24 protein-coding genes are annotated in these 25,374 nt (G+C 70.8%); 6 read left to right on the forward strand and 18 right to left on the reverse strand.

Features of this window, described 5'->3' with window-relative positions; translation table 11 throughout:
- The first annotated feature begins 24 nt into the window (after positions 1 to 24).
- Positions 25 to 909 carry a Bax inhibitor-1/YccA family protein gene (locus tag FB462_RS16645; protein WP_141863111.1) on the forward strand — a complete coding sequence of 295 codons (885 nt, stop codon included), beginning with the start codon at positions 25 to 27 and terminating at the stop codon, positions 907 to 909.
- Between the two features lie 264 nt (positions 910 to 1,173).
- On the opposite strand, the gene guaA is transcribed toward FB462_RS16645, so the two are convergent.
- The 5 genes from guaA to FB462_RS16670 are packed head-to-tail and all read right to left on the reverse strand — an operon-like array spanning position 1,174 to position 6,023.
- A complete protein-coding gene (gene guaA / locus FB462_RS16650; protein WP_058741277.1) occupies positions 1,174 to 2,754 on the reverse strand; it encodes a glutamine-hydrolyzing GMP synthase in 1,581 nt (526 codons plus the stop codon).
- The gene (locus tag FB462_RS16655; protein WP_022906980.1) at positions 2,751 to 3,197 is read right to left on the reverse strand and encodes a DUF3817 domain-containing protein; all 447 of its coding nucleotides are present in this window, start codon (positions 3,195 to 3,197) and stop codon (positions 2,751 to 2,753) included. The genes guaA and FB462_RS16655 overlap by 4 nt, the downstream gene beginning before the upstream one ends.
- A gap of 10 nt (positions 3,198 to 3,207) precedes the next feature.
- Entirely contained in the window at positions 3,208 to 3,984 is a 777-nt protein-coding gene (locus FB462_RS16660) for an SURF1 family cytochrome oxidase biogenesis protein (protein WP_058741279.1), read from the reverse strand.
- Positions 3,985 to 3,989: 5 nt separating this feature from the next.
- Complete coding sequence (locus FB462_RS16665) at positions 3,990 to 5,489, reverse strand: cation:proton antiporter (RefSeq protein WP_058741280.1); 1,500 nt, start codon at positions 5,487 to 5,489, stop codon at positions 3,990 to 3,992.
- A 3-nt stretch (positions 5,490 to 5,492) separates the two neighbouring features.
- Positions 5,493 to 6,023, reverse strand: a complete 531-nt coding sequence (locus FB462_RS16670) for a cation:proton antiporter regulatory subunit (RefSeq protein ID WP_058741281.1) — start codon at positions 6,021 to 6,023, stop codon at positions 5,493 to 5,495.
- Between the two features lie 73 nt (positions 6,024 to 6,096).
- Here FB462_RS16670 and FB462_RS16675 point away from each other — a divergent pair, with 73 nt between their 5' ends.
- Entirely contained in the window at positions 6,097 to 6,603 is a 507-nt protein-coding gene (locus tag FB462_RS16675; protein ID WP_141863113.1) for a hypothetical protein, read from the forward strand.
- A 55-nt stretch (positions 6,604 to 6,658) separates the two neighbouring features.
- Here FB462_RS16675 and FB462_RS16680 read toward each other — a convergent pair whose 3' ends face one another.
- The 7 genes from FB462_RS16680 to FB462_RS16710 form a co-directional block, all read right to left on the reverse strand.
- On the reverse strand, positions 6,659 to 8,581 hold the full coding sequence (locus FB462_RS16680; RefSeq protein WP_114849382.1) for a glycerol-3-phosphate dehydrogenase/oxidase: 1,923 nt from the start codon (positions 8,579 to 8,581) through the stop codon (positions 6,659 to 6,661).
- A 116-nt stretch (positions 8,582 to 8,697) separates the two neighbouring features.
- Positions 8,698 to 9,819 (reverse strand): GuaB3 family IMP dehydrogenase-related protein, encoded by a 1,122-nt coding sequence (locus tag FB462_RS16685; protein WP_114849381.1) that lies wholly within the window; start codon positions 9,817 to 9,819, stop codon positions 8,698 to 8,700.
- 9 nt (positions 9,820 to 9,828) lie between these two features.
- On the reverse strand, positions 9,829 to 10,035 hold the full coding sequence (locus tag FB462_RS16690; RefSeq protein WP_114849380.1) for a hypothetical protein: 207 nt from the start codon (positions 10,033 to 10,035) through the stop codon (positions 9,829 to 9,831).
- 190 nt (positions 10,036 to 10,225) lie between these two features.
- The gene (locus FB462_RS16695) at positions 10,226 to 11,032 is read right to left on the reverse strand and encodes an ABC transporter ATP-binding protein (protein ID WP_229666858.1); all 807 of its coding nucleotides are present in this window, start codon (positions 11,030 to 11,032) and stop codon (positions 10,226 to 10,228) included.
- Positions 11,029 to 11,916, reverse strand: coding sequence for an ABC transporter ATP-binding protein (locus FB462_RS16700; RefSeq protein ID WP_114849379.1), 888 nt, complete (start codon positions 11,914 to 11,916; stop codon positions 11,029 to 11,031). The genes FB462_RS16695 and FB462_RS16700 overlap by 4 nt, the downstream gene beginning before the upstream one ends.
- The gene (locus FB462_RS16705; protein WP_114849378.1) at positions 11,909 to 12,895 is read right to left on the reverse strand and encodes a branched-chain amino acid ABC transporter permease; all 987 of its coding nucleotides are present in this window, start codon (positions 12,893 to 12,895) and stop codon (positions 11,909 to 11,911) included. The genes FB462_RS16700 and FB462_RS16705 overlap by 8 nt, the downstream gene beginning before the upstream one ends.
- A 12-nt stretch (positions 12,896 to 12,907) precedes the next feature.
- A complete protein-coding gene (locus FB462_RS16710; protein WP_229666857.1) occupies positions 12,908 to 14,398 on the reverse strand; it encodes a branched-chain amino acid ABC transporter permease in 1,491 nt (496 codons plus the stop codon).
- A gap of 353 nt (positions 14,399 to 14,751) precedes the next feature.
- On the opposite strand from FB462_RS16710, the gene guaB reads away from it, so the two are divergent.
- From guaB to FB462_RS16725, 3 genes are all read left to right on the forward strand, one after another.
- Positions 14,752 to 16,254, forward strand: coding sequence for an IMP dehydrogenase (gene guaB, locus FB462_RS16715; protein WP_114849377.1), 1,503 nt, complete (start codon positions 14,752 to 14,754; stop codon positions 16,252 to 16,254).
- 218 nt (positions 16,255 to 16,472) lie between these two features.
- Positions 16,473 to 17,369 (forward strand): hypothetical protein, encoded by an 897-nt coding sequence (locus FB462_RS16720; RefSeq protein ID WP_141863115.1) that lies wholly within the window; start codon positions 16,473 to 16,475, stop codon positions 17,367 to 17,369.
- 363 nt (positions 17,370 to 17,732) lie between these two features.
- Positions 17,733 to 19,067: an ABC transporter substrate-binding protein gene (locus tag FB462_RS16725; RefSeq protein ID WP_141863117.1), complete on the forward strand. Its 1,335-nt coding sequence runs from the start codon at positions 17,733 to 17,735 to the stop codon at positions 19,065 to 19,067.
- Positions 19,068 to 19,303: 236 nt separating this feature from the next.
- On the opposite strand, the gene rarD is transcribed toward FB462_RS16725, so the two are convergent.
- Entirely contained in the window at positions 19,304 to 20,266 is a 963-nt protein-coding gene (gene rarD, locus FB462_RS16730) for an EamA family transporter RarD (RefSeq protein WP_114849374.1), read from the reverse strand.
- A 169-nt stretch (positions 20,267 to 20,435) separates the two neighbouring features.
- Positions 20,436 to 20,732: a co-chaperone GroES gene (groES, locus tag FB462_RS16735; RefSeq protein ID WP_058743061.1), complete on the reverse strand. Its 297-nt coding sequence runs from the start codon at positions 20,730 to 20,732 to the stop codon at positions 20,436 to 20,438.
- Between the two features lie 158 nt (positions 20,733 to 20,890).
- Here groES and FB462_RS16740 point away from each other — a divergent pair, with 158 nt between their 5' ends.
- Positions 20,891 to 22,093: a class I SAM-dependent methyltransferase gene (locus FB462_RS16740; protein ID WP_141863119.1), complete on the forward strand. Its 1,203-nt coding sequence runs from the start codon at positions 20,891 to 20,893 to the stop codon at positions 22,091 to 22,093.
- Positions 22,094 to 22,161: 68 nt separating this feature from the next.
- Here FB462_RS16740 and FB462_RS17840 read toward each other — a convergent pair whose 3' ends face one another.
- The 4 genes from FB462_RS17840 to tsaB all read right to left on the reverse strand — a co-directional run bounded on the left by FB462_RS17840 (position 22,162) and on the right by tsaB (position 25,214).
- Positions 22,162 to 22,866 carry a DUF4190 domain-containing protein gene (locus FB462_RS17840; protein WP_141863121.1) on the reverse strand — a complete coding sequence of 235 codons (705 nt, stop codon included), beginning with the start codon at positions 22,864 to 22,866 and terminating at the stop codon, positions 22,162 to 22,164.
- Positions 22,867 to 22,982: 116 nt separating this feature from the next.
- A complete protein-coding gene (tsaD, locus tag FB462_RS16750) occupies positions 22,983 to 24,038 on the reverse strand; it encodes a tRNA (adenosine(37)-N6)-threonylcarbamoyltransferase complex transferase subunit TsaD (RefSeq protein WP_141863122.1) in 1,056 nt (351 codons plus the stop codon).
- Positions 24,025 to 24,591, reverse strand: a complete 567-nt coding sequence (rimI, locus tag FB462_RS16755; protein WP_229666855.1) for a ribosomal protein S18-alanine N-acetyltransferase — start codon at positions 24,589 to 24,591, stop codon at positions 24,025 to 24,027. The genes tsaD and rimI overlap by 14 nt, the downstream gene beginning before the upstream one ends.
- Positions 24,588 to 25,214, reverse strand: coding sequence for a tRNA (adenosine(37)-N6)-threonylcarbamoyltransferase complex dimerization subunit type 1 TsaB (gene tsaB / locus FB462_RS16760; protein ID WP_141863125.1), 627 nt, complete (start codon positions 25,212 to 25,214; stop codon positions 24,588 to 24,590). The genes rimI and tsaB overlap by 4 nt, the downstream gene beginning before the upstream one ends.
- Positions 25,215 to 25,374: the final 160 nt, after the last annotated feature.

Below are 25,374 nucleotides of genomic sequence, written 5' to 3' on the forward strand. Positions count from 1 at the left end.
CGAATCTCCAAGGAAGAGGACACCATGGCCTTCAAGCCCGGTTTCGACCAGTCCCCCGCCTTCAACGACCAGGGGCGTGGCGCCTGGGGCGTCAGCGGCGCTGGTCAGCAGCAGGCGGGCTGGGGACAGACCCCGAAGCAGGGGCAGTACCCGCAGCAGGGCGGCATGACGCCCGAGCAGCTGCAGTACATGTACGACCGCCCGTCGGCGAACACCGTCGACACGGACCGGATGTCGTACGAGGACACCATCGTCAAGACGCTCCTGGCGTTCGGCGTGCTCCTCGTCGGCGCGGTCGCCGGGTGGAACCTGCCCCCGATCGTCTGGATCGTCGGCGCGATCGTGGGCTTCGTGCTCGCGCTCGTGAACACCTTCAAGAAGAAGCCTTCGCCGGGACTGGTCCTGACGTACGCGTTCTTCGAGGGGCTGTTCGTCGGTGGTATCTCGAACTACTTCCAGACGGCGTTCCCGCAGGCCGACGGCATCGTTGCGCAGGCGGTCTTCGGCACCCTCGGTGTCTTCGCCGTTACGCTGCTCTTGTTCCTCTCGGGCAAGGTCCGTGCGACGCCCAAGCTGACCCGTTTCTTCCTCATCGCGATGGTCGGGTACATGGCGTTCTCGCTCGTGAACCTCGTCCTGATGTGGACCGGTGTCACGCAGACCGCCTTCGGGCTCATGGGAACGACGATCTTCGGCATTCCGCTCGGCGTCCTGATCGGCGTGTTCGTGGTGCTCATGGCGGCGTACTCGCTGATCCTCGACTTCGACCAGATCAAGACCGGTGTCCAGCGCGGCGCCCCGAAGATCTACGCGTGGACGGCGGCGTTCGGGCTCATCGTCACCCTGGTGTGGCTGTACCTCGAGATCCTGCGCATCCTCGCCATCATCGCGAGCAGCCAGCGCAACTAGCGCTCCGCTCGACCTCGACCGAAGGGCCCCGGCACCGCCGGGGCCCTTCGGCGTTCCCGGGGGCGGATTCTGCCAGCGCGGGCGCCGGGTGGCCCAGCGCGCCCCGCGAGCGTGCAAGACATGCCGCGCGCGTGTCGTCGTGTGTGCGCTTCCGGTCGCCGGCGCGCCTCGAGCGTGACAGAAGTGGCACGGTCGGCGGCCCACCCGCACGCACGAGGGCCCGGCACGCAGCGCGCACCGGGCCCTCGGCAGGTCAGGGAGGGGTCACTCCCACTCGATCGTCCCCGGCGGCTTCGACGTGACGTCGAGCACGACCCGGTTGACGTCGGGCACCTCGTTCGTGATGCGGTTCGAGATCTTCGCGAGGGTGTCGTACGGCAGGCGCGTCCAGTCCGCGGTCATGGCGTCCTCGGACGAGACCGGACGGAGCACGATCGGGTGGCCGTAGGTACGGCCGTCGCCCTGGACGCCCACGGAGCGGACGTCGGCGAGCAGGACGACCGGGCACTGCCAGATCTCCTCGTCGAGGCCGGCCGCGGTGAGTTCCTCGCGCGCGATCTTGTCCGCGGCACGGAGCAGGTCCAGCCGCTCCGCGGTGACCTCGCCCACGATGCGGATGCCGAGCCCCGGGCCGGGGAACGGCTGGCGGCCGACGATGACCTCGGGGAGCCCGAGCTCGCGACCGACCGCACGGACCTCGTCCTTGAACAGGGTGCGCAGCGGCTCGACGAGCTCGAAGGTCATGTCCTCCGGCAGCCCACCGACGTTGTGGTGCGACTTGATGTTCGCCGTGCCCGAACCGCCGCCGGACTCGACGACGTCGGGGTAGAGCGTGCCCTGCACGAGGAACTTGACCTCGCCGGCCTCGTCGTCTCCGCGCGCCTCGAGCACGAGGGCCTCGGCGGCCGCCTCGAACGTGCGGATGAACTCGCGGCCGATGATCTTGCGCTTCTGCTCCGGGTCGCTCACACCGGCCAGGGCGTCGAGGAACTGCTGCTCCGCGTCGACCGTGACGAGCCGGACACCGGTCGAGGCGACGTAGTCCTCTTCCACCTGCTTGCGCTCGTCGGCGCGCAGGAGCCCGTGGTCGACGAAGACGCACGTGAGCTGGTCGCCGACGGCCTTGTGCACCAGGGCAGCGGCCACGGCGGAGTCGACGCCGCCGGAGAGCCCGGCGATGACCCGTGCGGAGCCGACCTGCTCCCGGATGCGGGCGACCTGCTCCTCGATGACGTTGTTCGAGTTCCAGTCGCCGGGGAGCCCGGCGGCACGGTGCAGGAAGTTCTCGAGGACGGCCTGGCCGAACGCGGAGTGCTTGACCTCGGGGTGCCACTGCACGCCGTAGAGCTTGCGCTCGTCTGACGCGAAGGCGGCGACCGGGGTCGAGGCGCTCGACGCGAGGACCTCGAAGCCCTCCGGCGCCTTCGCCACGGAGTCGCCGTGCGACATCCACGTGACCTGGGACGCCGGCTGGTCGCCGAGCAGGACGCTGTCGGTCCCGGTCACGGTGACGTCGGTCGCGCCGTACTCGCGCTGGCCGGTCTGGGCGACCTCGCCACCGAGCGACTTCGCCATCGCCTGGAAGCCGTAGCAGATGCCGAGCACGGGGACACCGAGGTCCAGGATCTCGCCGTCGAGCGCCGGGGCGCCTTCCTCGTAGACGGACGAGGGGCCGCCGGAGAGCACGATGGCCGCCGGGTCCTTCGCCTTGACCTCGTCCGCGGTGATGGAGTGCGGGACGATCTCGCTGTAGACGTTCGCCTCGCGCACGCGTCGGGCGATCAGCTGCGCGTACTGCGCACCGAAGTCGACGACGAGGACGGGTCGCTGGTCGGTCTCGCTCACCGAGCGGCCTCCTTCTCACGCTGCTGGGCAGCGGTCAGCTCGTGGTAGGTGTCCATGGCCTTCTGCTGCATGCGGTGCTCCACCACGAAGGACATGAACGGGATGATGCCGCCGAGGGCGATGAGCAGGAAGCGCGACGGCTTCCAGCGCATGATGCTCCAGAGGCGGAAGTCCGTGAACAGGTAGAGGACGTACAGCCAGCCGTGCGCGATGAGGATCGCGATCGACAGGTTGAACGTGCCCGGTGCTTCGCCGGCCGTGCCGTTCGGCACGAAGAACGGCCCGTTGCCGAGCTGCATCTCGAGCTGCAGCGGCGTGTACTTGATGATCACCTCGATGACGAGGGCCAGCAGCAGCACACCGGTGATGTACGCCGAGACGCGGTACCACTTGACGGCTCCCGGGATCTTCGGGATGTCGCGGGTTCGGACGGTCAGAGCCATGGCCTCGATCCTACCGGTGCGCCGGAGCGGGCTCGGTGGCCGCTGCGGCGTCCTGAGCGTCCTCCTGCTCACGTTCCCAGGCGTCCTTCACGAAGCGGTACCAGAGGAACACGGCGAAGCCGGCGAAGACGACCCACTCGATCGCGTAGAACAGGTTGAGCCAGTCGAACTGGACCTCGCGCGTCGGGGCCCGGTCGGCGATGGTGCCGAGGTCGGCCGCCTTCGCGGTGCTGCCGTCGGCGACGACGTAGCCGATGTACATCCGGTCGTCGAACGCCTTCCACGTGTTCACGAACCGTGCCGGCGCCACCGCCGAGAACTCACCCTTGGTGTACGCGTCCTGGTCGGGCGACTCGGCCGGGTAGTAGCGGCCCTCGACCGTGAGCTCGGCGCCGTCGGCTACGCGCTCCCCGCCGGCCTCGGCCGCGCGACGCTCGTCCGCCCACCCGATCACGACGGGCACGCTCGCGCCGCTCGCCGCGTCGACCAGGTGGCCGACGGTCTGGTACGTCCCGCCGCCGGAGCGGCCGGTCAGCAGCGTGGTGTCACCGGCGACGAAGCGACCGGTGACGCTGACCTTCTGCCCGGCGATCGTCTCCGATGCGGCCTGCCCCGGCTGGGTCACGTCCTGCAGCGGCTTCTGCGTCTCGGTGGTCTCCGGCAGCGGGGTGCCGTTCGCGATGCTCCGCTCGAGCTGCCACTTGCCCAGCCCGGCGAACACCCCCGCGAGCACGAGCGCCAGCACGAGCAGCGCGATCCACTTCGGTCGTCGGGCAACGGCCCACATCTGTATCAGTACTCCGGGTCACGCTGGCGGGCCGGGCGCTTCGGGCGCTCGGTGGGGACGTCGACCGGCGACGTGACGGGGTCGCTCGTGGCCGGGTCGGACGCTCCATTGTCGCGCTCTTCCCTACCAGCCGCCTCCACGAGGGCGAACTCCTCCGCGAACTGCCGGTCGCGTTCGGCACGACGAGCGGCGGCGGCCGCGTCCTGGTCGGCGACGCCGGCCTCGGCCGCGGTGTCGATCGCCGCGTCGAGCGACGGCCCCGCCGGGATCCCGGCACCCGAGCCGCGGGCCCCGGAGCCGCCGAGCCGCGCGCGCAGGCGCTGGCGCAGCCGCGCCACGCGGGCGGGGCGCACCACGAGGCGGCCGATCCGGTCCGAGTTCACGGCGAGCAGCGGTCCCAGGACGGCCATGACGAGGACGTAGAGGCCCGCGAACGCGGTGATCCGCTCCTCCAGGCCGGCGGCAGCCGAGAGCGTCGCGAGGATCAGCGCGAACTCGCCACGGTTCACCAGGATGACCGCGGTGTTGATCCCCTGCTGGACGTTGAACCCGTTCATCCGGGCGACGATCTGCCCCGCGACCGCGTTGAGCACGACCGTCATGCCGATCGCGCCGAGGACGGGCCAGAGCACCTCACCGAAGGTGGACACGTCGAGGCCGAGCCCGAAGTTCACGAAGAAGAAGGCCGCGAACACGTCGCGCATCGGCAGGGCGAGCTGCTCGATGCGGTCCCGGTAGCGGGTCGCGCCGCAGAGCAGGCCGATCACGAACGCACCGATCGCGTCCGTCACGCCGAGCAGGTCGCCGATGCCGCCGAACATCACGGCGAGGCCGAAGAACAGCACGGTGAACAGCTCGTCGTCGCGGGTCGCGAAGATCTTCGACACCCACTTGCCGGCGAACCGGGCGAGCGTGAACATCACGACGAGGAACCCGAACGCGAGTCCGAGCTTGCCGACCACGCCCCAGACGTTCGTGTCGCCGGAGAGCACCACGGAGACGATCGCCAGGTAGATGGCGATGAAGACGTCCTCGATCACGGTGACGCCGAGGATCATCGGCGTCTCGTCGTTCGCCAGGCGCCGCAGCTCGATGAGGAGCTTCGTCACGATCGCACTCGACGACGTCGCCGTCATGCCCGCGATGATCAGGGCTTCTCGGGTGCCCCAGCCGAGCGAGAACCCGAAGGCGAACCCGATGCCCATGTTGATGGCGACGTACGTGCCGCCGGAGACCAGGAGCTTCCCGGCGTTGCCGTAGAACTCTTCCTGGTCGAACTCCAACCCCAGGTTGAAGAGCAGGAGCACGAGTCCGAACGTCGCGATCAGCTCGATCGTGTGGGACTCGACGCTCAGCCCGATCCACGGGGTGTGCGGGCTCGCGATGAGCCCGACGACCATGTAGATCGGGATGGCGGGCAGACCGATGGTCTTGCCCAGGCGTCCGAGGACGTAGGCGATGATGAACAGGCCGCCGATGGTCAGCAGCTCACCACCCAGGTGCACCGGCTAGCTCCCGGGCGGCGCCTCGGCGGCCGCGGCCGCCAGCTGTCCGCTGCGGTAGAAGGAGAACGCCTTCGCGACCTTCTCGGGAGCACCCGCGACGACGATGGTGTCACCGGGGAACACGACGAAGTCGGAGGAGGGCGCGGGGTTCGCGCTGTCACCGCGGACGACCGCGACGACGGTGAGGCCGATGAAGCCGGAGTCGTGCAGGTCGCCGAGGGGCTTGCCGGCGATCGCGTCGTCGTAGTCCACGCTGAACCAGTCGATGGACAGGCCGGGGATCTCGTCGAGCTTGTCGAGGCCCTCGGTGATGCGGGTGCCGCCGAGCAGTTCGGCGAGGGTGTGCGCCTCGTCCTCGCTCAGGCGCAGCGAGACCTTCTCGGACTTGTCCGCGCCGTCCGAGACGTCGGCGAACGAGATGAGGTCGGAGTGCCCCGACCGGTGCGTGATGACCCCGCACTTGCCACCGTCGTCGGTGTAGAAGCTGTGCAGCACGCCGACTCCGGGGAGTTTGACGCGATGGACGTCGACCATGATGGCTCCCTTGGTGAGTACCCCGATGATAACCACCGGCTGGTTCCCGGCATTCCGGCCGTAGGGTGCGGGGATGGGGTGGACTCGGACGGCGTGGACGCGGGTGACGGCCGTTGGTGGGATGGTGCTCGTGATCGGGTACGCGGCACTGCTCGCGGTGCACGCCCTGGTGCTCGATCCGCTCGCCGCCGTCCCGGGTCGGTCGCTCCGCTCGATCTACGCGGGCGTCGACGCGATCGGGCTCAGCACGACCCAGGACGTCGTGGGCGTGCTCGTGAGCGCGGGCACCGGGGTTGCGATGGCGGTCGGCGTCGCGGTCGTGGGGCTCCGGCAGCGCATGCCGCTCCCGGTCGTCGCGGTCTGCCACCTCGCGCTGCTCGCGTTCGGTGCAGCGGCCGTGTTCCAGAGCGGGTTCTTCCTCGGGATGGACGTCGCCGACGCGTTCGGGGTCTCCGGCGCGGTGCACGCGTGGTCCGGGCAGGTGCTCTTCACCGTCAGCCTGGTCGCGCTGGCGGGCATCCCGGTGGTGCTCGTCGCGACGGCGGTGCGGACCGCGCGCCGGTCGCGGACCGCAGGCTGACGACGGACGGGAGGCGCGTGGCGGGCCCGCCACGTGCCTCCCGTCCGTCTCGTGCTTACTTCGGTTCGCTCGTCTTCTCGCCGACGACCTGCTCGTCCGACGCCTTCGCGCCCTCGGCGCCGCTCGACCGGCCGCCGCCCACGACCACGTCGTCCTCGTCGAACCCGAACGCGATGTCCGGCGCCTCGAGCCGCACGCGGTCCGCGGACTCGTCGTCGGGCTGCAGCTGCGACTCGCGCTCCGCGGCGACGCGCTTCAGGTAGTTCGCGACCTCGTTCTCGGTCGTCTCCTGGTCCCAACCGAGCACGTCGGCCATGAGCTTCGCCGCGACCGGGGCCGCCGACTCGCCGCGGTCCCACGCCTCGATCGAGATGCGGGTGCGGCGGGCGAGGACGTCCTCCAGGTGCAGGGCACCCTCGTGCGAGGCCGCGTAGACCACCTCGGCGCCGATGTAGTCGTCGGCCTGGGGCAGCGGCTCGCCGAGGGACGGGTCTTGCTTCACGAGCGCCAGGACCTCGGTCGCGAGCGTGCCGTACCGGTTGAGCAGGTGCTCGATGCGGACCTTGTGCAGCCCGTACGACCGGGCGGTGCGGCCGCGGCGGTTCCAGGCCGCCGGGTAGCCCTCGGCACCGACGAGCGGGATGTCCTCGGTCGTCGACGCCGGGATCTTGCCGTCCATCGCGGCGACGGCCTCGTCGATGGCGTCCTTGCCCATCACGCGGTAGGTCGTCCACTTGCCGCCGGCCACGACGACGAGCCCGGGGACGGTGTGCGCGACGACGTGCTCGCGGCTGAGCTGCGAGGTCTGGTCGGACTCCCCCGCCAGGAGCGGCCGGAGCCCGGCGTAGACGCCCTCGACGTCCTCGCGGGTGAGCGGGACCGCGAGCACCTTGTTGACGTGCTCGAGGATGTAGTCGATGTCCGCCGCGGTGGCAGCGGGGTGCGCCTTGTCGAGGTTCCAGTCGGTGTCCGTCGTGCCGACGAGCCAGTGCCGGCCCCACGGGATGACGAACAGCACGCTCTTCTCGGTGCGCAGGATCATGCCGGTGTTCGACTGGAAGCGGTCCCGCGGGATCACCAGGTGCACACCCTTCGACGCCCGCACCTTGAACTGCCCGCGCGTACCGATCATCGCCTGGGTGTCGTCGGTCCAGACGCCCGTGGCGTTGACGACCTGCTTCGCCCGGATGTCGAACTTCTCGCCCGTCTGGATGTCGTGCGCGTGCGCCCCGACGACCCGCTCCCCGACCTTGATGAACCCCTCGATCCGGACCCGGCTGGCCGCGAGCGCCCCGTACGAGGCGGCGGTCCGGACGAGCGACGCGACGTAGCGGGCGTCGTCGACCTGCGCGTCGTAGTAGGTCATGCCGCCGATGAAGGCGTCCTTCTTCAGGCCGGGCATGTTCCGGAGGACCTGCTTGCGGCTGAGGTGCCGGTGGTGCGGGACCCCCGGGGGACGGCCGCCGGACCAGCTGAAGACGTCGTACATCGCCATGCCGATGCCGATGTAGAAGCGTTCCCACACGCGGTGGTTGAGCGGGTACAGGAAGCGGACCGGCTTCACCAGGTGCGGGGCGATGCGCTGCAGGAGCAGGCCGCGCTCGATCAGGGCCTCGCGGACGAGCGCGAAGTTGAGTTGCTCGAGGTAGCGGATGCCACCGTGCACGAGCTTCGACGAGCGGCTCGACGTGCCGGATCCCCAGTCGCGGGCCTCGACGATCCCGACGCTCAGCCCGCGGGTCACCGCGTCGAGCGCGCTACCGCCACCGACGATGCCGCCGCCGACGACCAGGACGTCGAGCTCCTTCGTCTTCAGCGCCTCGATCGTCGCCGCGCGTTCGTCCGGCCCGAGCTTCGCGGTCGGGTCGAACCCGACGCCGCCGCTCGACGGCACGCCCCGCCCGGGAGCGGCGTTCGTCCCGTCCGGTCCGGGGCCCGTGCTGGTGCCGGTGCTCGTGCTGGTGGGTGCCTTCGCCATCGTCGCCTCCGTGCGGGTCCACGCCCGGAGCCGGCCTCCGCGCGCGTGCTGCGCCGGACCAGGCCCGGCACGGTCGGCGCCGGGACGTCACCCGTGCAGGGGCACGGGAACCGCCGTCACTGTCGGTGGTACGGCGCCACGACCACTTCTACTCGCTGGAACTCCTTGACGTCGGAGTATCCGGTGGTGGCCATCGACCGACGCAGGGCGCCGACCAGGTTGGCGCGGCCGTCCCACGACGGGGTCGGGCCGTTCAGGACGTTCTCGAGCGGGGCTATCTGGCCGACCTCGACCCGGCGGCCGCGGGGCAGCTCGGGGTGGTGCGCCTCGGCACCCCAGTGGAAGCCGCCGCCGGGGGCCTCGGTCGCGCGGGCCAGGGCGGTGCCGAGCATGACCGCGTCGGCGCCGACCGCGATGGCCTTGACGATGTCGCCGGCCGTGTCGAGGCCGCCGTCCGCGATGACGTGCACGTACCGGCCGCCGGACTCGTCCATGTAGTCGCGACGGGCGCCGGCGACGTCCGCGACCGCGGTGGCCATCGGCGCGTGGATGCCGAGCGCCGCACGGGTGGTCGACGCCGCACCGCCGCCGAAGCCGACGAGGACGCCCGCGGCGCCGGTGCGCATCAGGTGCAGCGCCGACGTGTACGTCGAGGCACCGCCGACGATCACCGGGACGTCGAGCTCGTAGATGAACTTCTTGAGGTTGAGCGGCTCCTGGTTCTGGGAGACGTGCTCGGCGGAGACCGTGGTGCCGCGGATGACGAACAGATCGACCCCGGCGTCGACGACGGTCTGCGAGAACTCCTGCGTGCGCTGCGGGCTGAGCGACCCGGCGACCGGGACCCCGGCGGCGCGGATCTCGGCCAGGCGCGCGGTGATCAGCTCGGCCTTGACCGGCTCCGAGTAGATCTCCTGCATGCGACGGGTGACGTTGCCGTCGGTGAGGGTCTTGATCTCCTCGTAGAACGGCGTCGGGTCCTCGTAGCGGGTCCAGAGACCCTCGAGGTCGAGCACGCCGAGGATCCCGAGCTTGCCCATCTGGATGACCGTCGCCGGCGAGGACACGGAGTCCATCGGCGCGGACAGGATCGGCGACGCGAACGTGAACGCGTCGATCGACCACTGCACGCTCACGTCGTGCGGGTCGCGGGTGCGCCGCGAGGGGACCACCGCGATGTCGTCGAACGCGTACGCCCGATGGCCGCGCTTGCCTGCACCGATCTCGACTTCAGTCACCGGGCAAGCCTAGCGGGCGGTCCCGTCCCGCGGGCGGGTGCGTCGGGCCCGCCGGTTCCGCAGCACCCGCAGGACGAGCCCGAGCAGGAGCGCGAGCACGACGAGCACGACGAGGAGCACCGCGGCGACCTTCACGAGCAGGGCGGCGCCGACGAAGAGCGCGGCGAAGACCACCCAGACGAGGGCGTCGAGCACGAGGGGGCCGGAGGTGCGCACCCGCGTCACGCTAGCCGAGTGGCGGGGGCGGGTCGTGCCTCCAGGCCGGTTCCGCACCACGCGCCCGGCGGGACGGCGCGTGTGACCGGACCGGTTCGTGGAACGGGGCCGCGCGGCGCGACAGCAGCCAGCGCGACCCCGTCCGGGACGGGTACCACCCCCACAGCGGTACCCGTGTGTCGACGTGACGCTAGCGCGCCTCGTCGACGTCCTTGGCGAGCGTCCCCAGGTAGAGCTCGATGACCTTCGGGTCGTCGGCGAGCTCCCGCCCGGTGCCCGAGTACGCGTTCCGCCCCTGGTCGAGCACGTACCCACGATCGCAGATCTGCAGACAGCGTCGCGCGTTCTGCTCGACCATGATGATCGACACCCCGGCCTTGTTGATCCTGCGGGTGCGGATGAAGGTCTCGTCCTGGCGCACCGGCGACAGTCCCGCGGAGGGCTCGTCGAGCAGCAGCACCTTCGGGTCCATCATCAGGGCCCGCGCCATCGCGACGGACTGCCGCTCACCACCGGACAGGGACCCCGCCCGCTGCGTACGACGCTGGCCGAGGACGGGGAACAGGTCGTAGATGACCTCGAGCCGCTCCGCGAACTTCTTCGGGCGCAGGTACAGGCCCATCTGCAGGTTCTCCTCGATGGAGAGCGAGGGGAAGACGTTGTTCGTCTGGGGGACGAAGCCGACGCCGGCCTGCACGAGCTTGTTCGCCCGGAGGTTCGTGATGTCCTCGCCCTGCAGCGTGACCGATCCCTCGCGGATGGACACGAGACCGAACAGCGCCTTGAGGAGCGTCGACTTCCCGGCGCCGTTCGGGCCGATGATGCCGATGAGCTCGCCCGGGTAGCAGTCCAGGTCGCAGCCGTTCAGGATGTTCACCCCGGGCAGGTAGCCCGCGACGAGGTTCTTCGCGCTGAGGACCGGCTCGCGGTCCAGGGTGGCCACCGGAGACGGACCGGAGGCGCGGCTCGCGTCGGCTGCGTTCGTTGCGTCGGTCATCGGGTCGCCTCCTGCTCGTCTTCTTCCTTGACCTCTTCGGCGAGTTCCTCGTAGGTCTCCTCGTTGAGGAGCGCGTCGTCGCCCAGGTCCGTGTCGTGGTGCGCACCGAGGTACGCGTCGATCACCGCGCGGTCGTCCATCACGGTGTCGGCCGGCCCCTCGGCGACGACCTTGCCCTCGGCCATCACGACGACCCAGTCCGAGATGTGCCGGACCATGTGCATGTCGTGCTCCACGAACAGCACGGTCATGCCGTCGTCGCGCAGGGACTTGATGTGCCCGAGCAGCGACTGGGTCAGCGCCGGGTTCACGCCGGCCATCGGCTCGTCGAGCATGATCATCGTCGGGTCGGACATCAGCGCCCGGGCCATCTCGAGCAGCTTCCGCTGGCCGCCGGAGAGGGACCCCGCGTAGTCGTCCTTCTTCTCGAGCAGCTTGAACCGGGCGAGCAGGTCCTCGGCCTTGGCGGTGATCTCCTGCTCGCGCTTCGACCAGAGCGGCTTGACGAGGGCGGCGAAGAAGTTCTCGCCGGGCTGGTCGCGGGCGCCGAGCAGCATGTTCTGCATGACGGTGAGGCGGCTCAGCGCCTTCGTCAGCTGGAACGTGCGGACCATGCCCTTGTTCGCGATGTGGGTCGCGCTGGTCTTCTGCAGGGTCGCGCCGTCGAACGTCGTGCGGGCGCCGGGGCTCGGCTTGTCGAACCCGGTGAGCAGGTTGAAGAAGGTCGTCTTCCCGGCACCGTTCGGGCCGATCAGCGCCGTGATGGTGCCGCGCTGCACCTCGAGGTGGTCGACGTCGACCGCGGTCATGCCGCCGAAGTGGCGGGTGACCGTGTCGACCGTGAGGATCGGGTCGGTCTTGCTGTGGGCGTACGGCTCAGACACTGAACGTCAGCTCCTTCTTGTTGCCGAGGAGTCCCTGTGGACGGAACACGATGAGGAGCATGAGCGCGACGCCGACGAGCACGTAGGAGAACTGTTCGGCCTGCTGGGCGTTCATGATCGAGTCGGGGATGAAGTCCCCCGCGAGGGTCCGGATGAACAGGCGGACCACGAAGAAGAGCACGGCCCCGAGGACCGGACCGAAGACCGTCGCCGCACCGCCGAGGATGAGCGCCGTCCAGATGAAGAAGGTCATCGACCGACCCATCGCGTCCGGCTGCACCGAACTCGGCAGGACGTAGATGACCCCGGCGAGTGCACCGAGCGCGCCACCGAACACGAGCGCCTGCATCTTGTACGAGTAGACGTTCTTGCCGAGGGAGCGGACGGCGTCCTCGTCCTCGCGGATGGCCTTCACGACACGGCCCCACGGGCTGCGCATGAGCAGGAACAGCACCAGGGTGAACAGGGCGACGAGGCCCCAGGCCGCGATGCGGATCCACCAGCCGTTGACGCCGTTGTTCGAGTACGTGAACCACAGGATGCTCGTGGTGCCGTCGGGCAGCGGGCTGAGCGCGTTGAACGGGTCGCGGTACGCCGAGCCGGCGATGCCGTTCGAGCCGCCGGTCGTGGTGGTCAGCAGGCTCGAGCGGCCGACCATGCGGATGATCTCGGCGCCGGAGATCGTCACGATCGCCAGGTAGTCGCCGCGCAACCGCAGGGTCGGGATGCCGAGGATCACCGCGAAGACGATCGCGACGGCGAGCGCCACCAGCACGGCGACGACGAAGGGCAGGCCGTTCGTGATCGAGATCGCGAAGCCGTAGGCGCCGAGCAGCAGGAACGCCGCCTGGCCCATGTTGATCAGGCCGGTGAGGCCGAAGTGCACGTTCAGGCCGATCGCGGCCAGGGCGAACGCCGCCGTGGTGGGGGCGAGGGCCTCCTGCGTCAGCGAGCTGAGCAGGTTCAGGATGTAGTCCATGTCGCAGCTCCCTTAGCCGATGCGCTCGGCGCGACCGAAGATGCCCTGCGGCCGGAACAGCAGGATGAGGATGAGGATGACGAGCGCCGTGGCGTACTTGAAGTCGCCGGGGAGCACGAGGTTGGTGAGCTCGACGACGACGCCGATGATCATCGAGCCGACGAGGGCGCCGTACGCGGTGCCGAGGCCGCCGAGCGTGACCGACGCGAACATGAGCAGGAGCAGCTGGAGACCGGTCTGCCAGTTCACGCCGTTCAGCACGAGGCCGAGCATCACGCCGGACAGGCCCGCCAGACCGGCGGCGAGCGTCCACACGAACCGGATCACCCGGTCGACGTCGATGCCGGACGCCGCGGCGAGCGCCGGGTTGTCCGAGACCGCGCGGGTGGCCCGGCCGAAGCGGGTCTTCGCGAGGAAGAGTCCGGTGCCGACGAGCACGACGAGCGCGATCGCCATCGCGACGTAGGACTGCACCGTCAGGGTGAGTCCGGCGAACGTGACCGTCTCCGGGTTGCCCTGCTGGATGCGGACCGTCGAGGCACCGAAGAAGTACTGGAACGCGTACTGGGCGGCGATCGACAGACCGATCGTCACGATCATGAGCTGCGTCAGGCTGATCCGCTTGCGGCGCAGTGGCTTCCAGATCGCGGCGTCCTGCAGGTAGCCGGTGGCCGCGCAGAGCAGCGTGACCACGATCCCGGTCACCCAGATGTTCCACCCGAGCTGGTTCGCGAAGACGTAGGCGAGCAGACCGCCGAGGGTCACCTGCTCGCCGTGCGAGAAGCTCGACAGGCCGGTCGTGCCGTAGATCAGCGAGAGGCCGACGGACGCGAGGGCGATGAGCAGGCCGAGCCGGATGCCGGAGGCGAGCTGCTGCCAGGCCCGGGCGAACGTCAGGCTCGACGAGTCGGTGTCGGTCGTCGCGCCCTGCTGGTCGGAGAGCTGGAAGATCTGCCCGACGTTGGCGTTCAGCGTGGCGTTGACCTTGCGGTCGGCGTCCTCGGCGTTCGTCAGGTACTGGCCCTTCGGCAGCGATCCCTGGTCGACGCTCACCGTGTACTGACCGGCCGTCGTGACGCTCACGGACCAGCGGCCGGTGTCGTCGGTGGACGCGGTCTGCGCGAAGCCGCCGGGGCCGGACACGTCGACGTCGATGCCCTTGGCGGGCTTCCGCTCGGAGTCGAGGATGGTGCCCCGGATGCAGCCGTTGGTGGGGCTCACGGTGCAGGGCCCGGTGCTGGCCGGGGCGCTCGCTGGGGCGCTGGCCGGGCTGCTGCTGCTGGCGGTGACGCTGCCGGCGGTGACGGTGCTGGCGGTGACGCTGCTGGTGCTGCTGGTGGTGCTCGTCGCCGCCTCCGCCGCGGGCGACACTGCCCAGTCGACGGCGAAGGTGGCGAGGAAGGCGAGGAAGAGCACGGCGGCGAGGACCAGGCGACTGCGACCTGGAGCCCCGCGGCGGAGCCGGCGCATGAGCGCTGACCCCGGGGGAGTGATGGAACCCACGGATGAGCCTCTCGTTCGGATAGTCGAGGACCCTAGGGATTTTTTGTGTCCCCCGTGTTTCCGTCACGTCTCCTGCACAAATCGTGCTGCTTTCGTGACCGATGCCCTGTCGATCCGCACCAATCCGCCCGTCCGGCCGGTACAGGATTCTCAGGAACCGTTTCGCGCGTCACGGACACGGCCGGGCGCGGCCCCGCTCACCGGCACCGTGCGGCCTGCCCGCCGGCGCCGTGCGGCCTGCCCGCCGTGGGCCGTCGGAATGGCACGTGTACCGCGCGCGTTACCATGGCCCATCGGGAACCCGACGACGCGCCCCGGTGCCCACCACTTCACCTCGCCCACGAAGGGGACCCATGGACCAGCCGGATCCGTTCGGATTCATCGGACTCACGTACGACGACGTCATGCTCCTGCCGGGGCACACCGACGTCATCCCGAGCGAGGCGTCCACGACGTCCCGGCTCACCAAGCGCATCTCGGTCAACGTCCCGCTGCTGTCCGCAGCGATGGACACCGTGACCGAGGCCCGGATGGCGATCGCGATGGCTCGTCAGGGCGGCATCGGCATCCTGCACCGCAACATGTCGATCGAGGACCAGGCGGCGTACGTCGACAAGGTCAAGCGCTCCGAGTCCGGCATGATCACGAACCCGGTCACCACGACCCCGGACGCGACCGTCGCCGACGTCGACGCGATCTGCGGCCAGTTCCGTGTCTCCGGCCTCCCGGTCGTCGAGTCGGACGGCACGCTCGTCGGCATCATCACGAACCGGGACATGCGCTTCGTCGCCCCGTTCGAGATGGCCTCCACGCTCGTCCGCGACGTCATGACCAAGGCGCCGCTCGTCACCGCGCTCGAGGGCATCGACCCCGAGGACGCCGTGGCGATCTTCGCGCAGCACAAGATCGAGAAGCTCCCGCTGGTGGACGCCGACGGCAAGCTCCGCGGCCTCATCACCGTCAAGGACTTCGACAAGAGCGAGAAGTACCCGGACGCCACGAAGGACGACGAGGGCCGCCTGCGGGTGGGCGCGGCCATCGGCTTCTTCGGTGACGCCTGGCAGCGCGCCGAGGCCCTGCGCGACGCGGGCGTCGACGTGCTCGTGGTCGACACCGCGAACGGCGAGAGCGAGGGCGTCCTCGACATGGTCCGTCGCCTGAAGGCGGACGCCTCGTTCGCCGGCATCGACGTGATCGGCGGCAACGTCGCGACGCGGCAGGGTGCGCAGGCGCTCATCGACGCGGGTGTCGACGCGGTCAAGGTCGGCGTCGGCCCCGGTTCGATCTGCACCACGCGCGTCGTCGCGGGTGTCGGCGTGCCGCAGGTCACCGCCGTGTACGAGGCGTCGCTCGCCGCACGGGAGGCCGGCGTGCCGGTCATCGCCGACGGCGGCCTGCAGTACTCGGGCGACATCGCCAAGGCCCTGGTCGCGGGTGCGGACACCGTGATGCTCGGCTCGCTCCTCGCCGGCACCGACGAGTCCCCCGGCGACCTGGTGTTCGTCGGCGGCAAGCAGTACAAGGCCTACCGCGGGATGGGCTCCCTCGGCGCCCTGCAGACGCGCGGCGAGAAGACCTCGTACTCGAAGGACCGCTACTTCCAGGCCGACGTCCCCTCGGACGAGAAGCTCATCCCCGAGGGCATCGAGGGCCAGGTCCCCTACCGCGGCTCCGTGGCGAACGCCGTCTACCAGCTCGTCGGCGGCCTGCGTCAGTCGATGTTCTACGTCGGCGGTCGCACCGTCCCCGAGCTCAAGGCCCGCGGCAAGTTCGTCCGCATCACGGCCGCGGGGCTCAAGGAGTCGCACCCCCACGACATCAAGATGGTCGTCGAGGCCCCGAACTACCGCGGCTGACCCCGGCCCGGCTCAACCCGGCTCGACCGCTTCTGCACGAGACGCCCCCGAACGCGCGAGACGCCCCCGAATCCGGGGGCGTCTCGTCTGTTCGGGGGCGTCTCATCGTCACCAGGCCGTGTTGCGTCGTCCTCCACCACCCCACCTGGACGGGAGGCGCTCCACAGGTCCGTCCCGTTCGCCACCGACCGACGTGTGGTCGCGTCAGTGTGGTCGCCATGACATCGATCCCCACCTTCCGGCCCGGCCGACCGGTGGTCGTGCGCCGTCCCGCTGACCTGGCAGACCCGGTCCGGCTGTTCCACGGCGCAGCTGTCGAGCGCCGGGAGTGGGAGGCCCTGGACGCGCTCGGGCGACGGCAGTTGGTCGTGCGGTCCCGCATCGCTGCCCTGCAACGCCGCGTGGTCGCATCCCATCGGTCCGCCGGGGCACTCTGGGGGCTTCCAGAACTCGGTCGGTGGGACTCGCGGCTGCACGTCGTCGACCCGGGCATCGCCAAGACCCACGTCGGGCGCGGCGTCGTCCGACACGCGGGTCAGATCGCCTCGGACGAGATCGCCGAGCTCTCGGGGACGCCCGTGACGTCCCTGCTGCGGACCGTGACCGACATCGCGCACACCGTTCCGCTCCGGCACGGTGTCGTCGTCCTCGACCACGTCCTGCACACCGGGCACATGGACCGTCCGGCACTGCAGCGAGCGTTCGACCAGCGCGCGGGTCGGCGCGGCAACCGCGTGGCGAGGTCTGCACTGGACCTGGCCGACGCCGCGTCGGAGTCGCCCGGTGAGTCGAGCAGCCGTGTCACCATGCGGGACCTCCGTGTCCCACCACCGATCCTGCAGCAGGAGTTCGCGACGGACGCCGGACGTTTCCGGGTCGACTTCTGGTGGCCGGACGTCGGGGTCGTCGGCGAGTTCGACGGTCGCGTCAAGTACGACGACCGGGACGTGCTGTGGGCCGAGAAGCGACGGGAGGACGCGCTGCGACGACTCCCCCAGGTGTCCGGCTTCGCGCGGTGGGGCATGCGCGAGGCAGGCGACCCCGTCCTCCTCGCCCACGTGCTCCTGGCAGCGGGCGTGCCGCTCGGACGCGGGTGGGCGGCGCGGCCCAGGTGACGCCCGGGAGACGCCCGGGAGACGCCCCGCGGTGCTCGAGACGCCCCCAGATGCTCGAGACGCCTGCGCCCAAGGCGGCGTCTCGGCGGGAAGGCGGCGTCTCGACGGGAAGGCGGCGTCTCGACGGGAAGGCGGCGTCTCGGAAGGACCGCTCCACAGGCTCGCAACCGTCCGGACGGACTCCTCATCAGGGATTCCGGTGCAGCCGTTCAGATGAGTCACGGGTCTGTAACGAAACGTCCAGGGGAGGTCGACGGACACACACGCGAAACACATCGGCCCTAGTTTTCTCGGCAACCCACGCGGAGGTGCGGCACTCGACCCGATGTCGGACGCCTCACGCGCAGAGAAAGGGCTCCACGGATGACCAGAACCACCCGTGCCACCACGGCACTGGCAGTGGCGGGAGCGGCAGCGCTCCTCCTCGCCGCGTGTTCCACCACCGGCAGCGCCGGGACCGACTCCTCCGCCTCGGCGAGCGGCGCGAAGAAGGACCCGGCCGCGAGCTGCAAGGCGCCCGACACCCCGGGCACCGACGCGCTCAAGATCGGCACGATCCTGCCCCTCACCGGCACCCTGTCGTACCTGAACCCCCCGGCCGAGTCCGGTGTGGGCCTGGCCGTCGAGGACATCAACGCCGCGGGCGGCGTGCTCGACAAGGACGTCAGCATCGACCCGGCGACGGACTCCGGCGACAGCAACGACATGACCGTGTCGAGCTCGGCGGCGACGAAGCTCGTGAACGCCAAGGTCCCGGTCGCGATCGGCGCCGAGTCCTCGAGCGTCACGCTCAACGTCATCGACCAGCTGACGAGCAACTGCATCGTGGAAATCTCGCCCGCGAACACGGCGACCTCGCTCTCCGGCTACTCGTCGTACTACTACCGGACCGCTCCGCCGGACTCGGTGCAGGGTTCGGCGCTCGGCCAGCTCGTCACGGGTGACGGCAACGCCAAGGTCGCGTTCCTGGTCTTCAACGACACGTACGGCACGGGTCTCCGCGACACCGTCCAGAAGGCCATCGAGGCCTCGGGCGGCCAGGTCGTCTACGGCGGCAAGGGCAAGGGCCAGGAGTTCCCGCCCGGACAGACGACGTTCTCGTCCGAGGTCACCGCGGCGCTCGCCACGAAGCCGGACGCCATCGTCGTGCTCGCCTTCGACGAGACGAAGTCGATCATCCCCGAGCTCAAGTCGCAGAACGCGGACATGGCGAAGATCTACATGTCCGACGGCAACACCGCGGACTACTCGAAGGACTTCGACAAGGGCACCCTCGAGGGCGCACAGGGCACCATCCCCGGCGCGAGCCCGAAGGACGAGCTGAAGCAGCGCCTGTCGGACTACTACCAGAAGACCGCCGGCAAGCCGCTCGCGGACTACTCGTACGCGGCCGAGTCCTACGACGCCACGACGCTCGCCGCACTCGCCGCGGTGAAGGGCAAGGGCACCGACTCCGGCACCATCCAGAAGAACATGGCCGCGGTGTCCGGCGCCGACGGCGGGACCGAGTGCACCACCTTCGCCGACTGCAAGAAGCTGCTCGACGAGGGCAAGGACATCCATTACACCGGCCCGTCCGGCATCGGTCCGTTCGACGAGAACAACGACCCGTCGAGCGCCTACATCGGCATCTACAAGTTCGACGGTGACAACAAGCCCGTGTACCAGAGCGCCATCCAGGGCTCGGTCTCGAAGTAGGCACGAACCACCCCGCACCACACGTCGGCCCCGGATCTCATCGAGATCCGGGGCCGACGTGTGTGCCGCCGACGGTCGCGCGCTCGCCCTGTCGGCGCGAGACTCGTTTCCTCGGACGGTTTCGCGGCATCGACGCCGCGGATGTGTCCGCATGGGCGAGACTCGGCGCCGCGGGCGGGCGGCACCGGCTCCGGCAGGCGCGCAGGCGGCCGGCCTGGAGGCACGGGTCGGGCCCGTCAGACCGGCTCGGCCGCCGTGGGTGCGAGCGTCCGGCGCCGCGCTGCCCGGGCCGCCGCGAAGCTGTCGACCGTGAGCACGACGAGCGCCACCCACACGATCCCGAAGCCGATCCAGCGTGCCGGCGGCATCGCCTCGTGCTGCACGACGACCCCGACGAGCAGCTGCATCACCGGTGCGAGGTACTGCGTCAACCCGAGCGTGGACAGGCTCACCCGCCGCGCCGAGGACGCGAAGAGCAGCAGTGGCACGGCCGTCGCGGGCCCGGTCAGCACCGTGACGAGGACGTGCGGCCAGCCCTCGCTCGTGAAGGTCACCCCACCGTCGAGGCCGGTGACCCCGAGCACGACGAGCGCGCCCACGGCGATCGGCAGGAGCCAGAGCGTCTCGATCGTCAGCCCGCTCAACGCGTCGATCGTCCCGCCGACGCGCTTCTTCACCAGCCCGTACAACCCGAACGAGAACGCCAGCGTCAGCGAGATCCACGGGACCTGGCCGTAGCCGACGGCGATGACGACGACCGCCACGATGCTGATGCCGACCGCGGCCCACTGCGCCGCACGGAGCCGTTCGCGGAGCACCACGATCCCGAGGGCGATCGTCACGAGCGGGTTGATGAAGTACCCGAGGGCGGCCTCGACCGTGTGGCCCGTCGTCGTCGCGGCGACGTACACGGTCCAGTTCACCAGGATGAGGACGGCCGCGATGCCCATCACGAGCATCACCCGGCGCTGGGCCAGCAGGGAGCGGGTGCGGAGCCACGAGCGGGTGACGGCGATCGCGACGGCACAGAAGACCAGCCCGAAGACGATCCGCCACGCGACGATCTCGAACGCGCCGGCGGGGGCCATCGCCGCGAAGAGCAACGGCATGAGTCCCCACAGCCCGTACGCGACGATCGCCTGGACGACACCGACGGATGCCTCGGAACGGGCGGGGCGCGTCGGGGTCGGTTCACTCACGGAACCATCCTAGGAAGCCGGAGCGACGCGGCGGACCGGCACCGTGCCTCCCGGCCGGAAGGCGCACGGACGCGAGCCGGACGCGATCCGCACGCCCGCCGGACGCGTGCCGCACGCACGAACGCCCCGCCGGCCGGAGCCGAGCGGGGCGTTCGTCAGGAGCTGGGTGTCAGCGCTCGATGACCGCGAGGACGTCGCGAGCCGAGAGGACCAGCAGGTCCTCGCCCGAGTACTTGACCTCGGTGCCGCCGTACTTCGAGTAGATGACCTTGTCGCCGACGGCGACGTCGAGCGGCACGCGGTTGCCGTTGTCGTCGATGCGACCGGGGCCCACGGCGACGACCTCGCCCTCCTGGGGCTTCTCCTTCGCGGTGTCCGGGATGACCAGGCCGGAAGCAGTGGTCTGCTCCGCCTCGACCTGGCGGATGACGATGCGATCCTCGAGCGGCTTGATGGTGACGGCCACGGTGACCTCTTCTTTCTCGGTACTGACTCGGTACAGATGGGAACCGGTTGGCACTACGCACAGGAGAGTGCCAACGCGAGTCTAGGGACAGTCTGGCACTCGGTCAATCCGAGTGCCAGGCGGCTCCGGCCCTCTCGGCGACCTGGGAGGATCGAGGCGTGGACGCCGCCGATCTCGCACAGCTGCTGACCCCCGAGGGGATGGCCCTGCTCGACCGTACCCCCGGCATCTCCGACGGCGGCGAGATCGTCCGCGTCGTCTCCCGGCTCCGCGCCGAGGGCCACGACCCGGGGCTCGTCGCCGCCGTGCTCACCCAGGCGCGACTGCGACAGCGGGCCCGCGGCAAGTTCGGCGACTTCGCCGGGCGCATGCTCTTCACCGAGGCCGGACTCGAGCAGGCGACCCGGCTGCAGGTCGCCGCGTTGCACGCCGGACGCTTCGTCGGCGCCGGACTCACGCGGGTCGCCGACCTCGGCTGCGGGATCGGCGGCGACGCGCTGGCGATGGCCGCGCTCGACCTCGACGTCACCGCCGTCGACCGTGACGAGGTCACGGCTGCCGTCGCGACGCACAACCTCGCGCCGTGGCCGAACGCCCGGGTGGAGCTCGGCGACGCGGCCGGGTTCGACCTCGGTCGGGTGGACGGCGTGTGGATGGACCCGGCTCGTCGGACCGCCGGACACGCGAACACCCGACGGCTGGCGGACCCGGACGACTGGTCGCCGTCGCTCGACACGGTCTTCGCGGCCGCGACGACCACCCCGACGGGCGTCAAGCTCGGGCCGGGGATCGACCGCGACCTCATCCCGGACACGCTCGAGGCGCAGTGGGTCTCCGTCGACCGCGAGGTCGTCGAGCTCGTGCTCTGGTCCGGACCCCTCGCCCGCCCGGGCATCCGACGTGCCGCGACGGTCATCGGCGCACACGGCACCGCGGAGCTGACCGCGCCCGGGGACACCGAGGACGTCGAGGTCGGCCCCGTCGGCGACTACCTGTACGAGCCGGACGGCGCGGTGATCCGCGCGCGGCTGATCGGGGACCTCGCCCGGTCGCTCGACGGGCGGATGCTGTCCGAGGGCATCGCGTACGTGACCTCGGACCGGGCGGTGGCCACGCCGTTCGCCCAGGGCTTCCGGGTGCTCGACACGATGCCGCTCGACGTGAAGCAGCTCGCGGCACGCCTGGCGGCGGAGGACGTGGGCACCGTCGAGATCAAGAAGCGCGGCGTGGACGTCGACCCGGCGCAGTTCCGGAAGCGGCTGCGGCTGCGGGGCCGACGCGCGGTCACGCTCGTGCTCACCCGCCTGGAGGGACGACACACGGCGATCCTGTGCGAGCGGCTCGTCGACGTGGCCGGCTGAGCACGCCACGGACGAGGACGGGCCCCGCGCGGTTGCGCGGGGCCCGTCGTCGTGGTCGTCCGGGTTCGTCAGCCGACGAAGGCGCCGGAGTCGTAGCCGTAGGGGTCGGAGTACGAGCTGCTGAAGCCGGCGAAGACCACGAGCGCGATGATCCACAGGATCCAGAAGCCGGTCATCACCCAGCCGGCGATGATGCCGGTCAGGGCGAGGGCACGGCCGCCCTCACCGTTCTGCTTGATCTTGCCGAGGGCGATGTGGCCGAGGATCGCGCCGGCGGGGCCGAGCAGGATCGCCATGAAGAACAGCGGGATCGCACCGAGGCCGAACACGATCGAGAGCACCGCGAGGGTGTTCGTCTTCGGGCGCTGCGCGTAGGGCTGGTACCCGGTGGAGGCGTAGGACGCCGCGTACGGGTTCGACTGCTGCTGCGGCTGGGCGTACGGGTTGCTCGGCTGCTGACCGTACTGGCCGCCCTGCTGCTGGCCGTACTGGCCGCCGGACGGCTGCTGGTAGGGGTTCGACTGCTGCTGCGGCTGCGCGTACGGGTTCGACTGCTGCTGGTGCGGTGCCGCGTACGGGTTCGACTGCTGCTGCGGCTGGCCGTACGGGTTCTGCTGCTGGCCGGGTGCCGAGTACGGGTACTGCGGAGCCGACCGGGGCGCGGACTGCGGCGGCTGGGACCCGGACGCGCTCGACGTCGGGTCCGAGGACCCGGTCGAGTTCGACGCGTTCGACGACTCGTCCGGCTTCGGCCACTGGTTCTGATCGGACACCGGTCCACCCCTCTCGGCGCCTGGTCGGTCGACGCCCGACCTGAATCCTCCCACAAGGACCCGCGGCGGGTTCAGCGCCCCGGGCTGCCCGGCCCTCCGTCGGACCGGGACGGGCGTCAGACCTGGACGGTCGTCACCGGCAGCGTCGAGTCCGCGGCGAACCCGAGGTCGCTCGGCGCGTGCCCCTCGGCGACGAGCCGCGCGCCGACCGCCGCGATCATCGCGCCGTTGTCGGTGCACAGATCGAACGGCGGGATGCGCAGCGCGACCCCGGCGGCCGCGCACCGCTCCTCGGCGACGGCCCGCAGCCGCGCGTTCGCGACGACGCCACCGCCGAGCAGCAGTCGGTCGACTCCGGTGTCCCGGCACGCGGCGAGCGCCTTCGTCAGGAGCACGTCGACCACGGCCTCCCGGAAGCTCGCGGCGACGTCGGCGACCGGCACCTCGCGGCCCTCGTCGCGGCACTTCTCCACCCAGCGTGCGACGGCGGTCTTCAGCCCGGAGAACGAGAAGTCGTAGCGGTGCGCCGCCATGTCCTTCGGCAGCGTCAGGCCCCGGGGGAACCGGATGGCCGTCGGGTCGCCGTCGGCCGCGGCGCGGTCGATCTGCGGGCCGCCGGGGTACGGCAGCCCGAGGAGCCGTGCGACCTTGTCGAACGCCTCGCCCGCGGCGTCGTCGATCGTCTCGCCGAGCAGCTCGACGTCGCCGACCAGGTCACGGACGAGCAGCAGCGACGTGTGCCCGCCGGAGACCAGGAGCGCGACGGTCGGCAGCTCGATCGCGGAGTCGTCGGCCCGGAGCACGTCCGCGCCGACGTGCCCGACGAGGTGGTTCACGCCGTACAGCGGCTTGCCGGTGGCGACCGCGAGGGCCTTCGCCGCCCCGACGCCGACCATGAGGGCACCCGCGAGGCCCGGGCCGGCGGTGACCGCGACGGCGTCGAGCTCGTCGAGCGTGACGTCCGCGCGCCGGAGCGCCTCGTGCAGGGTCGGGGTCATCGCCTCGAGGTGTGCGCGGGCCGCGACCTCCGGGACGACCCCGCCGTACCGGGCGTGCTCCTCCATGCTCGACGCGATGACGTTCGCGAGCAGGGTGGTCCCGCGGACGATGCCCACGCCGGTCTCGTCGCAGCTCGTCTCGATGCCGAGCACCAGGGGTTCAGTCGCGCTCACCGAGGGTCTCCTGTCCGATGGGGCCGATGCCGGTCGAGGCGGTCGTCGCCGGGCGCTGCGCGATCGTCGCCCGCATCACCCACGCGTCGACGCCGTCCGGCTGGTAGTAGCGAGGACGGACGGCGATCTGCTCGAAGCCGGCGGCCGCGTACATCGCCTGCGCCACCGGGTTGTCGGCGCGGACCTCGAGGAAGACCTCGTGCACGCCGCGACGGCGGGCCTCGTCGAGCAGTTCGGTGAAGAGCACCTTGCCGAGGCCCCTCCCCCGGTACTCGGCCGCGACCGCGATGGTCTGCACGTCCGCGACGGGGTTCCCCGCCAACGACGACAGTCCCGCGTAGCCGACGACGGACGGAGCCCCGATGACGGTGGGCGCCCCGCTGTCGATGGTCTCGAGCACGACGTAGTACCCGTGCGGGGACCACAGCTCGCCGGCCATCTGCGCGGCTGACCAGGCATCGGTCGGGAACGAGGCGTGCTCGAGCCACATCACGTCGTCGAGGTCCTGCGGGACCGCCCGGCGCAACCGCAGCCCGTCGGGCAGCTCGCTCACCGGACCACCCGCTTGGGCGCACCCGGCATCGTCACGTCGGGGTCGCGCAGGTAGAGCGCGGTGTCGTCCGCGAAGGGCGCGCCGGACGCGAGCCGGTCCGCGGCGAGCGCCCCGAGCCTCCAGGCCGGGATGGTCGCGACCGTCACGCGGTCCCAGCCCACCGCGTCCGGACGGGAGGCACGGATCGCCTCGTCCAGGTCCGCGGGCTTCGCGAGTCCCGGACCCGCGACCCGCGTGCCGGTCTGGTCGTAGGCGCTCCAGTAGACCTCGCGGCGTCGCGCGTCCGTGAGGACGACGAACGGGACGTCGGCCGCCTGGTCGGTGGCCACGGCGTCGTGGCTGACGAGGGGGAGGACGGGGACGCCGCGTGCCGCGGCGAAGGTACGGGCGGCGGCGATGCCGACCCGGAGGCCGGTGAAGGGGCCGGGCCCCGTGCCGGCGACGACGCCGGTCACGTCGGCGCCGGTGATGCCCGCCTCAGCGAGGACCTCGGCCAGGAACGGGCCGACCACCTCGGCGTGCCGACGGGAGTCGTCGGTGCTGCGCTCGGCGACCGCGCGCCCGGTGGCGGGGTCGACGACGGCGACGGAGGTACCGGCGGACGTGTCGATGGCGAGGAGCACCCGTCCATCGTATGCGTCCGGCGGCCGGTCACCCGAAGTGCGGACAGCGGGCGTTCTGCCCCTGCACTGGGGCATCCCCGACCGCTTGCAGCCGACGTTCGGAAGCCGACAATCCACGGTGCAGGCCGTTCGGGTCGGTCTGCACGGTGCGGGCCCAGGG

This window comes from Curtobacterium citreum (assembly GCF_006715175.1).
GTDB classification, from domain to species: Bacteria; Actinomycetota; Actinomycetes; order Actinomycetales; family Microbacteriaceae; genus Curtobacterium; species Curtobacterium citreum.

Bases quoted from the DNA above. Each gene is read 5' to 3' on its own strand.
- FB462_RS16645 (WP_141863111.1), top strand. From the start codon at position 25: ATGGCCTTCAAGCCCGGTTTCGACCAGTCCCCCGCCTTCAACGACCAG.
- FB462_RS16655 (WP_022906980.1), bottom strand. From the start codon at position 3,197: ATGGCTCTGACCGTCCGAACCCGCGACATCCCGAAGATCCCGGGAGCC.
- FB462_RS16660 (WP_058741279.1), bottom strand. From the start codon at position 3,984: ATGTGGGCCGTTGCCCGACGACCGAAGTGGATCGCGCTGCTCGTGCTG.
- FB462_RS16670 (WP_058741281.1), bottom strand. From the start codon at position 6,023: ATGGTCGACGTCCATCGCGTCAAACTCCCCGGAGTCGGCGTGCTGCAC.
- FB462_RS16675 (WP_141863113.1), top strand. From the start codon at position 6,097: ATGGGGTGGACTCGGACGGCGTGGACGCGGGTGACGGCCGTTGGTGGG.
- FB462_RS16680 (WP_114849382.1), bottom strand. From the start codon at position 8,581: ATGGCGAAGGCACCCACCAGCACGAGCACCGGCACCAGCACGGGCCCC.
- FB462_RS16695 (WP_229666858.1), bottom strand. From the start codon at position 11,032: ATGACCGACGCAACGAACGCAGCCGACGCGAGCCGCGCCTCCGGTCCG.
- FB462_RS16705 (WP_114849378.1), bottom strand. From the start codon at position 12,895: ATGGACTACATCCTGAACCTGCTCAGCTCGCTGACGCAGGAGGCCCTC.
- guaB (WP_114849377.1), top strand. From the start codon at position 14,752: ATGGACCAGCCGGATCCGTTCGGATTCATCGGACTCACGTACGACGAC.
- FB462_RS16720 (WP_141863115.1), top strand. From the start codon at position 16,473: ATGACATCGATCCCCACCTTCCGGCCCGGCCGACCGGTGGTCGTGCGC.
- FB462_RS16725 (WP_141863117.1), top strand. From the start codon at position 17,733: ATGACCAGAACCACCCGTGCCACCACGGCACTGGCAGTGGCGGGAGCG.